An 11739-nucleotide genomic window follows, 5' to 3' on the forward strand; every position below is an offset into this window, starting at 1 on the left:
TAAAAATTGAAAAGGATGGTTATGGACTATTTACTGGCCATTGATCAGGGGACTTCAAGTTCACGCTGCATCTTGTTTGACCGCCAGGGGAATATTGTCGCCATGGCACAGCAGGAGTTTCCCCAGTATTATCCGCAATCAGGCTGGGTGGAGCATGAGCCGCAGGAAATCTGGCAATCACAGCTGGCCACCCTGCAAGAGGTCATTCGCAAGTCAGGCGTCAGTCCAAGCCAGATCGCAGCCGCAGGCATTACCAATCAAAGGGAAACCACGCTGGTCTGGCATCGTAAAACCGGACAGCCTTTATGCAGGGCGATTGTTTGGCAAGACCGGCGCGGAGAAGCCCTCTGCAGCACGCTTAGGGAAAAGGGGCTGGCGCCTTTTATCCAGGAACGTACCGGCCTTAAGCTGGATGCTTATTTTTCTGCCACCAAATTATGCTGGATTCTTGAAAACGTGCCGGATGCCCGCCGCTTGGCCGAGCAGGGCGAGCTGGCATTCGGTACGGTGGATACCTGGCTGCTGCGGCAGTTAAGCAAAGGCCGGGTTCATGCAACGGATATCAGTAATGCATCCCGTACCATGCTGTTCAATATCAGGGAAAATCGCTGGGATCCTGAATTGCTGGATCTATTCGGTATCCCGGCCAAGATGCTGCCAGAAGTACTGCCCTCAAGTGCCCGCTATGGCCAGATCGATGCAAGCATTGCCGGTCATGCGATTCCTATTGGCGGTGTGGCGGGTGACCAGCAAAGTGCCTTGTTTGGCCAGGCCTGCTTCAAGGCTGGGATGGCCAAGAATACCTATGGGACGGGTTGCTTTGCCCTGTTGCATGCGGGCGGGCATTTTTGTGTGTCGGAAAATGGCTTGTTAACGACCCGGGTGGCCCAGCATCAGGACGTGCTCGAATATGCCCTCGAGGGTAGTGTGTTTATTGGCGGCGCGGTGGTGCAATGGCTGCGTGACGGCCTGGGAGTCATTGGCCAAAGCGCTGAGGTGCAGCCCTTGGCCGATTCGGTGCCCGATAGTGGAGGCGTCTTGTTTGTACCTGCTTTTACCGGTTTGGGTGCTCCTTATTGGGATGCCAATGCCCGGGGAACCCTGACCGGCCTTACCCGTGCTACCACGGCAGCACATATTGCCCGTGCAGCGGTTGAAAGCATTGCCTATCAAAGTGCCGCCTTACTTGACGCCATGAGCCAGGATGTGGGGGTGGGCAATGGTGAGGCATTGCAAGAGTTGCGGGTGGATGGTGGGGCTTGTGTGAACAATTCTTTGATGCAGTTTCAAGCGGATTTGCTGGGAATTCCAGTGGTCCGTCCCCGAATAATTGAAACCACTGCCCTAGGTGCGGCATATCTGGCCGGCCTGCAGGCTGGCATCTGGTCCGGGACTGATGAACTTTCTTCATTATGGCGTGAAGATCGCCGTTTTGAACCCGCTATTGGTCGGGATGAGGCGTGCGGCCTGATGGAAAAATGGAACCGGGCGGTACGTCAGACCATGGCTGTTTGATGGCCATGGTTTGACGGTATTTTCGTAAAACGGACTATTCCATGAATCGCATCTGCAACTGTTTGCCTTTGATGGTGCGTTGCCGGAGTTGCGTAATAGTGGTGTCGGCTACCTTGCGCTCAATGGCCACAAAGGAAACAAAATCATAAATATTGATTTTTCCTACCTGGCTGGCAGTCAGGCCAATATCCTTGGTGAGGGCACCCAGCAGGTCACCCGGACGGATTTTGTCTTTTTTACCGGCTCGCAGGCAAATGGTTTTCATGGGTGCTTGCAAAGAACGGGCATTGGCCTTAACCGCTGGCAAGTCTTGCCAGTCCAGGGGCGCTTCAATTGCCTTTTCAATTCTTTCCGCCCTGAATTTTTCGGCTGGGCTGCATAAAGTCAGCGCCAGCCCCCTGGCTTCACTTCTGCCTGTACGTCCAATCCGATGGATATGCGTTTCCGCATTGGGAGAGATGTCCACGTTGATGACAGCGTCAAGGGTCTGGATATCCAGGCCGCGGGCAGCCACGTCGGTGGCAACCAATACCGAACAGCTTTGGTTGATGAACTGGACCAGTACGTCTTCACGCTCACGCTGCTCCAGATCGCCATGTAAAACAAGTGCCCTTATCCCTTGTTGCTGCAGCGCTTCGGCCAAGGCCTCGCATTGCGCCTTGGTATTGCAAAATGCCAGGGTGGAGACCGGCCGGAAATGGTTCAGCAGGATGGCGGTTGCCGTAAAACGCTGCTCGGGGTTGATTTCATAAAAAATCTGTTCAATCTGGCTTTGGCTGGGCAGGGATTCCACCTTGATCCTTTGGGGATCGATCATGAAGCCTTCACTGTCTTTCAGGATTTGCGCAGGATAAGTGGCTGAAAACATAAGGGTCTGGCGTTTGAGCGGGCATGCGCGGGTAATGGCACAGATATCATCATAAAAACCCATGTCAATCATGCGATCGGCTTCGTCAAGCACCAGTGTTTTGACGGTACCCAACTCAAGCTGGCCACGTTCAAGCAAGTCCAGAATGCGTCCGGGGGTACCAACCACAATATGTGCACCATGTGAAAGCGATTCTATCTGGGTGCGCAAGGCTGCGCCACCACACAGGGTCAGGATTTTGATATTGCCCAGTGCGCGGGCCAGTTTTCGCAGTTCACGTGAGACCTGGTCGGCCAGTTCACGGGTGGGGCATAGCACCAGGCCCTGGATGCCAAAAAAGGCCGGGTTGATTTTCTGCATGATACCCAGGCCGAAAGCCAGGGTTTTGCCACTGCCGGTTTGGGCCTGGGCCAGAACATCCCGGCCGTCCAGGATCAGGGGCAGGCTTTCAGACTGTATGGGTGTCATGGTGGTGTAACCCAATTCCGACAGATTGTGTTGTTGTTCGGCGGAAAGGGGCAGGGAGGAAAAAGAGGTGGCGGTCATGACGGGTGTGTTGTATTCAGGTAGGAATAATAAAACAGAATTGTAAACGTAATCGGGTTTGGACTCTGGTTTTTATGAGGGAAATGAAAATTTTAATGGTTTGGAAAAATCTGCTTATTTCCAATAAAAACAAAATCTTAATTGATGCGTCCCTTTTTTTTAAAGATAAAAACAATGGTTTAAATAAATGGGGTTTGACCCTTTTTATTTTTATTGCAAGGCAAGATTTTTGTCTTTATTCTTGAAGGCTGAAAAGTACTCGATTTAGCCCGAACACATTGCGGAGCATGTATGTCTATCCTGATTAACGAAAATGTTGTGACAGAAGCGATTGTAGACGCCTCTGCCATTGGTTTAATGCCGCACCGGCAGCCTGAGTCCCAGGGCTTGTATGACCGGCAAAATGAACATGATGCCTGTGGTGTCGGGTTTGTCGCCAACATCAAGGGTCAAAAAAGCCATGCGATTGTCCAGCAGGGCCTGAAAATCCTTGAAAACCTGGATCACCGTGGCGCAGTGGGGGCTGATAAATTAATGGGTGATGGCGCAGGCATACTGATCCAGATTCCCGATGCCCTGTATCGGGATGAAATGGCGCGCCAGGGTGTGACGCTTCCTCCCGAAGGAGAGTACGGGGTGGCCATGGTTTTTCTGCCAAAAGAAACCGCTTCACGGCTGGCTTGTGAAAAAGAACTGGAACGCGCAGTGCGCGATGAGGGGCAGGTGTTGTTGGGTTGGCGTGATGTGCCGGTAGACAGTGAAATGCCCATGTCACCGGCGGTACGCGCTTGTGAGCCGGTTATCCGCCAGCTGTTTATTGGCCGTGGCCCCGATGTCATGGTGCCCGATGCCCTTGAACGCAAATTGTATGTGATTCGCAAAACGGCCAGCCATGCCATTCAGGCCATGAACCTGGCTCACAGTACCGAGTATTTTGTGCCTTCCGCTTCAGTGCGTACGGTCGTTTACAAAGGTTTGCTGCTGGCAGACCAGGTAGGCACCTACTACCGTGACCTGGCCGATACCCGCACCGTTTCCGCCCTGGCAATGGTACACCAGCGCTTTTCCACCAATACCTTCCCGGCCTGGCCCCTGGCTCACCCTTACCGGATGATTGCACATAACGGCGAAATCAATACGGTCAAAGGTAACTTCAACTGGTTGCGCGCCCGTGAAGGCATGATGGAATCCGCGGTTTTGGGCAATGACCTGCAAAAACTTTATCCTATTGTTTATGAAGGACAGTCGGATACGGCAACCTTTGACAATTGCCTGGAGCTGCTGGTGACATCGGGTTATTCACTGGCCCATGCCATGATGATGATGATCCCCGAGGCCTGGGAGCAGCATACCGACATGGATGCCAACCGTCGTGCTTTCTATGAGTACAATGCGGCCAAAATGGAGCCCTGGGATGGGCCTGCTGCGGTGGCATTTACCGATGGCCGCCAGATTGGCGCAACCCTGGACCGCAATGGCCTGCGTCCGGCCCGTTACCTGATTACCGATGACAATATGGTCATCCTGGCTTCCGAAGCCGGTACCCTGACCATACCCGAGCACCGCATCCTGAAAAAGTGGCGCTTGCAGCCTGGCAAGATGCTGCTCATCGATCTTGATCAAGGCCGGATTATTGATGATGAAGAAATCAAGTCCCAGTTGGCCAACAACCGCCCTTACCGGCAATGGATCGAGCGCTTGCGGGTCCGCCTGGATGACTTGCCGGCGACCGATACGGTCCACACCGCTGATTACATGAGCCATGCCTCATTGCTGGACCGCCAGCAGGCCTTTGGCTGGACCCAGGAGGATATCAAGTTCATTCTTGAGCCGATGGGTAAAAATGGTGAGGAGGCGATTGGCTCAATGGGCAATGATGCACCGCTGGCCGTGCTGTCCAGCCGCCCCAAGTCGTTCTACAACTACTTCCGCCAACTGTTTGCACAGGTAACCAATCCGCCGATTGATCCTATCCGCGAGCAGTTGGTGATGTCGCTGGTTTCCTTCATTGGCCCCAAACCCAATCTGTTGGATATCAATAACGTCAATCCGCCACAACGCGTAGAAGTTTCCCAGCCGGTGCTGGACAGCATTGGCATGTCCCGCCTGCGTGAAATCGAGCGTTATACCGATAATAAATTCCGTTGCCATGAGCTGGATATTACTTATCCGGTCAGCTGGGGTACGGAAGGGATTGAAGCTTGTATTGCCGCTTTGTGCGCCAGTGCCGTGGATGCGGTTAAGAGCGGCTACAACATCTTGATTATTTCAGACCGCAAGGTTGATAGCGAGCATGTTGCCATTCCGGCCTTGCTGGCCACTTCAGCCATTCACCAGCATCTTATCCGTTCCGGCCTGCGAACCAATACGGGCCTGGTGGTGGAAACCGGTTCAGCCCGTGAGGTGCATCATTTTGCCCTGTTGGGCGGTTATGGTGCCGAAGCGGTTTATCCTTATCTGGCCATGGAAACCCTGATTGCCATGGACGAGACCGGCAAAGCGGTCAAGAATTATGTCAAGGCGGTGGGCAAAGGCCTGAACAAGGTCATGTCCAAAATGGGTATTTCAACTTACATGTCCTATACCGGTGCACAAATTTTTGAAGCCGTGGGCCTGAAAAGCGACTTGGTCCGCAAGTATTTTACCGGTACGCCTTGCAATATAGAGGGCCTGGGTGTTTTTGAAGTGGCTGAAGAAGCATTCCGACTCCACCGGCAGGCTTTTGGCAATGATCCGGTACTGGCCGATCAGCTGGATGCGGGGGGAGATTATGCCTTCCGTATCCGTGGTGAAGAGCATATGTGGACACCGGATTCCATCGCCAAGCTGCAACATGCGACACGTGCCAACAATTACCGTACCTACAAGGAATATGCCCAGCTGATCAATGACCAGTCGCGCCGGCATATGACTTTTAGGGGATTGTTTGAGTTTAAAGTAGATCCTGCCAGGGCGATTGCGCTGGAAGAAGTGGAACCTGCCAAGGAAATTGTCAAGCGTTTCGCCACCGGTGCAATGTCGCTGGGCTCGATCTCTACCGAGGCGCATGCCGTGCTGGCGGTAGCCATGAACCGCATTGGCGGGAAGTCTAACACCGGTGAAGGTGGTGAGGACGAGTTGCGCTACCGTGCCGAAATGCAAAGTGGCAAAAGCAAGATCAAGACGGGCGATACCCTGGCTTCGGTGTTGGGTGCCGAGCGGGTTGTTGCCGAGGTGCCGTTACTCAAGGGCGATTCGCTGCGTTCAAAAATCAAGCAGGTTGCTTCCGGTCGTTTTGGTGTCAGTGCCGAGTATTTAAGCAGTGCAGACCAGATCCAGATCAAAATGGCCCAGGGTGCCAAGCCCGGAGAAGGCGGGCAGCTGCCTGGTCATAAAGTATCTGAATATATTGCCAAGCTGCGATACTCCGTACCGGGTGTCGGTCTTATTTCGCCACCTCCGCACCATGATATCTATTCCATCGAGGATCTTGCCCAACTGATTCATGATTTGAAGAACGTCAATCCGGCCGCTTCCATTTCTACCAAACTGGTCTCTGAAGTGGGCGTGGGTACGGTTGCCGCCGGTGTGGCCAAGGCCAAGTCCGACCATATCGTGATTGCCGGTCACGATGGTGGCACCGGAGCCTCGCCGATTGCCTCGATCAAGCATGCCGGTACTCCGTGGGAACTGGGCCTGTCTGAAACCCAGCAAACCCTGGTATTGAACAAGCTACGCAGCCGGGTGCGAGTCCAGGCGGATGGCCAGATGAAAACCGGACGTGACGTAGTGATTGGCGCCTTGCTGGGGGCGGATGAATTCGGTTTTGCCACCGCGCCCCTGGTGGTCGAAGGTTGCATCATGATGCGCAAGTGTCACCTGAATACTTGTCCGGTAGGCGTCGCCACCCAAGACCCGGTCTTGCGCCAGAAATTCCAGGGCAAACCCGAGCATGTGGTGAATTACTTCTTTTTCGTTGCCGAAGAGGTCCGGGAAATCATGGCCCAGCTAGGCATTCGCAAATTTGATGATCTGGTGGGTCGTGTTGACCTGCTGGACATGCGTGCCGGTGTGACGCACTGGAAAGCCAAAGGACTGGATTTCTCCCGTGTGTTTTACCAGCCGGAAACCGAAACCGGCAAACATCATACGGAAGAACAGGATCATGGTCTTGACAATGCCCTCGACAAGCAGTTGATTGAACGCAGCAAGAGTGCGATTGAGCGGGGCGAGAAGGTGTCTTTCATTATCCCGGTACGCAACCGTAACCGTACGGTGGGTGCGATGCTGTCAGGCGTGGTGGCCAGGAAATATGGTCATGAAGGCCTGCCTGATGACACGATTCATATCCAGTGCAATGGCGTCGCCGGCCAAAGTTTTGGCGCCTTCCTGGCGCATGGCATTACCCTTGACCTGGTGGGTGAGGCCAATGATTATGTGGGCAAAGGGCTGTCCGGAGGAAGGATTTCCATTCGTTCACCCAATGATTTCAGGGGTTACGGTCCTGAGCATATTATTGTGGGCAATACTGTCCTGTACGGTGCACTGGGCGGTGAGGCCTATTTCAATGGCGTGGCAGGCGAGCGTTTTGCCGTACGCAATTCTGGCGCCGCAGCCGTTGTCGAGGGCACCGGGGATCATGGCTGTGAGTACATGACGGGCGGTACCGTGGTGGTGCTGGGGGAAACAGGGCGCAACTTTGCTGCCGGCATGTCTGGTGGCGTTGCCTATGTCTGGGACCCCGAGGGCAAGCTCAGGCAGCGCTGTAACCTGAGCATGGTTGAGCTGGAAACGGTTGCCCCCCAGGTTGAGCAGGAAAAAGAAGCCCGCTTTGAGCTGTGGCATACCGCCAAACGTGGTGACCAAAGGCAGACCGATGAAGCTATTTTGCGTTATCTGGTTGAAGAGCATTTTCGCCTGACAGGCAGTTTCCGGGCGCGCGACCTGCTCAGCAATTGGGATAAATCGCGTGGCGAGTTTGTGAAGGTCATGCCGGTGGAGTATCGTCGGGCGCTGTCTGAGATGTGGCAGTCAGAACAATCCGGTCAGAAAGTGGCTTAAGGGTTTTTAGGAAAAATCATGGGAAAAACAACAGGTTTTCTGGAATTTGAAAGAGTAAGCGAGTCGTATGAGCCGGCCAGTACGCGGATTAAGCATTACAGGGAGTTCGTGCTGGCGCTGGACGACAAGCAGGCGCAGCGTCAGGGCGCGCGCTGCATGGATTGTGGCGTGCCTTTCTGCACCAATGGCTGTCCGGTTAATAATATTATCCCCGACTGGAATGATCTGGTTTACCGGCAAGAATGGAAGCAGGCGTTGGCTACGTTGCATTCCACCAATAATTTTCCGGAGTTTACCGGACGTATTTGCCCCGCTCCTTGTGAGGCTGCCTGTACCCTGAATATTAATAATGATGCGGTAGGCATCAAGTCAATTGAGCATGCGATTATTGACAAGGGATGGGAAAAAGGTTGGGTGGTGCCCCAGCCGCCGGCAAAAAAAACCGGCAAACGGGTGGCCATCGTGGGGTCTGGTCCGGCAGGACTGGCTGCCGCACAGCAGCTAAGCCGTGCCGGGCACAGCGTGACGGTTTTTGAAAAGAGCAACCGGATTGGTGGTTTGCTGCGCTATGGCATTCCTGATTTCAAGCTGGATAAAAGCCTGATCGACCGTCGCATGACGCAAATGGAGGCCGAAGGGGTGGAGTTTCGCACTTCTACCTATATTGGTGCCCCTGGTGATAAAGTGGAAGACGGGCTTACCATTATGACCACCAAAGAGTTGCAGCAGGAGTTTGATGCCATTGTGCTGGCAGGAGGCGCTGAAGTGCCCCGTGATTTGCCGGTCCCCGGCAGGGAGCTTAATGGGGTGCATTTCGCCATGGACTTCCTGCGTCAGCAGAACAAAGTCAATGCCGGGCATCGTCTGACCGGGCAAATCGTGGCCAAAGGCAAACATGTGATCGTGATTGGCGGCGGCGACACCGGATCGGATTGTGTGGGTACCAGTAACCGCCAGGGAGCGGCTTCGGTTACCCAGATCGAATTGATGCCCAAATTGCCTGAAGAAGAAAATCGGGCGCTGACGTGGCCGTATTGGCCAGCCAGATTACGCACTTCTTCTTCTCACGAAGAAGGCTGTCACCGGGACTGGGCCATCGTGACCAAATCGTTTCAGGGAGAAAAAGGCAAGGTTGCAAAACTGGTGGCTGCCCGTGTCGAATGGTTGCGCGATGAAGCCACCGGCCAATTGAAAATGACAGAAATCGAAGGTTCCGAGTTTGAATTGAAAGCAGATCTGGTATTGCTGGCCATGGGATTTGTGGCGCCAGTACCCGCCGTGCTGGATGCTTTTGGTCTGGACCGGGATGCCCGTGGCAATATTCGCGCCAATACCGAAGATTATCGTACCAGTGTTGATAAAGTCTTTGCTGCGGGTGACATGCGCCGGGGCCAATCACTGGTGGTGTGGGCAATCCGCGAAGGACGGCAATGTGCCCGTGCGGTAGATCAGTATCTAATGGGTGAGACGGTTTTGCCAAGATAAACAATCATTTGGCTGGTTATCCAAAATACAACAGAAACCCCGTAAAATGCTTTTTCGGGGTTTCCTCTTTTTGGCATAAGTTGATGTGGCGTAAACTTTGATCAGTTACAATGGCTCTTTTGGATTTTTTAGGGTTATCCCGTTGAACGATCATCTTTCCGATTCAGATATCATACTGCGATTTTCCGACGTGTCACTCGGTTACGGAGAGCGGGTGATACTTGATGACCTCAATTTACAGGTGAAAAAAGGTCAGGTTGTCGCGCTGATAGGTGGCTCTGGTTCAGGCAAGACAACCTTGTTGCGGGCTGCGATTGGCCAGCTTCTAGCCAAAAAAGGGGTGGTTACCGCCTTTGGCCAGGATATTGCCAAGGTCAGTCCAAACAGCCTGCGTGATATCCGTCAGCGCATGGGGGTCCTGTTTCAGCAAGGCGCCCTGTTCACCGATTTAAACGTTTTCGATAACGTGGCTTTTCCCTTGCGCGAGTTAACCAACGACAGCGAAGCGGTTATCCTCGATAAAGTGCTGGACAAGCTGGATGCGGTTGGCCTGAAAGCGGCCGCCCACCTGGCCGTTTCCGAAATTTCCGGTGGCATGGCACGGCGTGTCGCGTTAGCCCGGGCCATCGTGCTCGAGCCCGAGCTGGTGCTTTACGACGAGCCTTTTGCCGGACTGGATCCGATTTCGCTTGGCATGACGGCCCAGCTGATCCGTAATCTCAGTGATCGCCTTGGCTGTGCTTCGGTGCTGATTACCCATGACATCGACGAGTCTTTTCAAATTGTTGATCAGGTCTACATGGTTGGGCATGGCAAGTTGCTGGCATCCGGTACGCCGGAAGATTTGCGGGCAACTGAAGACGGCTATGTCAAACAGTTTCTTCAGGGCTCGCCCGAAGGCCCCGTGGTTTTTGAATATCCGGATACGCCAGCATTTTCCAGCTGGCTGTCAAAACGCAAAGAGGGCTTATGATTTTCAAGAGTATCAGTGCATTGGGGGCATTTGTCATTAATGTCATCAGTGGCCTGGGTGTATTCAGCAAATTTACCTGGGAGCTATTCTGCAAATCCGGTATTGTGTTCCGTCGTCCACGACTGGTTATCGAGCAGGTGCATTTCATCGGCAATCATTCCCTGCTCATTATTGCCGTATCGGGGCTTTTTGTGGGTTTTGTCCTGGGCCTGCAGGGGTATAACACCCTGTCTATGTATGGCTCAGAAGAAGCCTTGGGTTTGCTGGTAGCCCTTAGTTTGGTGCGTGAACTGGGCCCGGTTGTTACTGCCTTGCTGTTTGCCGGCAGGGCAGGTACATCAATTACCGCTGAAATCGGCCTGATGAAGGCCGGAGAGCAACTGGCGGCCATCGATGTCATGGGCATTAGCCCTTTGCGCCGGATTCTTGCCCCGCGCCTGTGGGGTGGGGTGATTGCCATGCCGGTCTTGGGGGCCATTTTCTCGGCCGTGGGTATCATTGGCGGCTGGGTGGTGGGTGTCCTCATGATCAGTGTCGATGCCGGCTCTTTCTGGGCTCAAATGCAGAACGGGGTGGATGTTTTTTCCGATGTGGGTAACGGCCTGATCAAAAGTATCGTCTTTGGTTTTGCCGTGATGCTGATTGCCCTGTTTGAAGGTTGGTATGCCAAGCCGACACCCGAAGGGGTTTCCAGGGCTACCACAAGAACGGTGGTCCGAAGCTCCTTGGCGGTGCTGGGGCTTGATTTCCTGTTAACTGCAGTAATGTTTTGATCAATAAATGAAAAATGTATCAGGCAGGCTTTTGTGTCGTGCCGATATCAGGATGAATGACAATGTGTAAGAAAACCGATTTTCTGGTAGGTTTGTTTGTGTTGCTGGGTGCCGTGGCGCTCATGTTCATGGCATTGAGGGCAGGTAACTTAAGTTCTTTCAGTTTTGAGCCCACCTATACCGTTAGTGCCAAATTTGATAATGTGGGGGCACTTAAAGCACGTGCTGCCGTCAAAAGCAATGGAGTGGTGGTGGGCCGGGTAAAAAATATCCGCTTCGATAACCAAGAGTTCAAGGCTGTGGTTGAGTTAAGCCTGGAGTCCCGTTATCAGTTCCCCATGGATTCCTCTGCCTCTATTATGACAGCTGGCCTGTTGGGTGAGCAGTATATTGGCCTTACACCAGGGGCCGATGAGATTAACCTGGAAAATGGCAGTGAAATCATGTTCACGCAGGGAGCGGTCGTGCTTGAGGAATTAATCAGTAAATTCCTGTTTTCAAGTGCAGAAAAGGAAGGTTCGGCCAATAATGGCAAGTGA

The 11739-nt window shown here is 53.4% G+C and carries 7 protein-coding genes; 6 read left to right on the plus strand and 1 reads right to left on the minus strand.

Annotation, left to right across the window (positions count from 1 at the left end):
* Positions 1-21 precede the first annotated feature (21 nt).
* Positions 22-1515 carry a glycerol kinase GlpK gene (gene glpK, locus ACM5Q9_RS13715; protein ID WP_418145296.1) on the plus strand — a complete coding sequence of 498 codons (1494 nt, stop codon included), beginning with the start codon at positions 22-24 and terminating at the stop codon, positions 1513-1515.
* A 34-nt stretch (positions 1516-1549) separates the two neighbouring features.
* Here glpK and dbpA read toward each other — a convergent pair whose 3' ends face one another.
* Entirely contained in the window at positions 1550-2929 is a 1380-nt protein-coding gene (dbpA, locus tag ACM5Q9_RS13720) for an ATP-dependent RNA helicase DbpA (RefSeq protein WP_418145297.1), read from the minus strand.
* Positions 2930-3220: 291 nt separating this feature from the next.
* Here dbpA and ACM5Q9_RS13725 point away from each other — a divergent pair, with 291 nt between their 5' ends.
* From ACM5Q9_RS13725 to mlaD, 5 genes are all read left to right on the plus strand, one after another.
* The gene (locus ACM5Q9_RS13725) at positions 3221-7969 is read left to right on the plus strand and encodes a glutamate synthase-related protein (RefSeq protein ID WP_418145298.1); all 4749 of its coding nucleotides are present in this window, start codon (positions 3221-3223) and stop codon (positions 7967-7969) included.
* 18 nt (positions 7970-7987) lie between these two features.
* Positions 7988-9454 (plus strand): glutamate synthase subunit beta, encoded by a 1467-nt coding sequence (locus ACM5Q9_RS13730; protein WP_418145299.1) that lies wholly within the window; start codon positions 7988-7990, stop codon positions 9452-9454.
* Positions 9455-9590: 136 nt separating this feature from the next.
* Positions 9591-10427 (plus strand): ABC transporter ATP-binding protein, encoded by an 837-nt coding sequence (locus ACM5Q9_RS13735; RefSeq protein ID WP_418145329.1) that lies wholly within the window; start codon positions 9591-9593, stop codon positions 10425-10427.
* Positions 10424-11200, plus strand: a complete 777-nt coding sequence (gene mlaE / locus ACM5Q9_RS13740) for a lipid asymmetry maintenance ABC transporter permease subunit MlaE (RefSeq protein WP_418145300.1) — start codon at positions 10424-10426, stop codon at positions 11198-11200. The genes ACM5Q9_RS13735 and mlaE overlap by 4 nt, the downstream gene beginning before the upstream one ends.
* A gap of 62 nt (positions 11201-11262) precedes the next feature.
* A complete protein-coding gene (mlaD, locus tag ACM5Q9_RS13745) occupies positions 11263-11739 on the plus strand; it encodes an outer membrane lipid asymmetry maintenance protein MlaD (protein ID WP_418145301.1) in 477 nt (158 codons plus the stop codon).

The organism is Advenella sp. RU8 (assembly GCF_048381675.1).
In the GTDB taxonomy this organism is placed as follows: Bacteria; Pseudomonadota; Gammaproteobacteria; order Burkholderiales; family Burkholderiaceae_B; genus Advenella.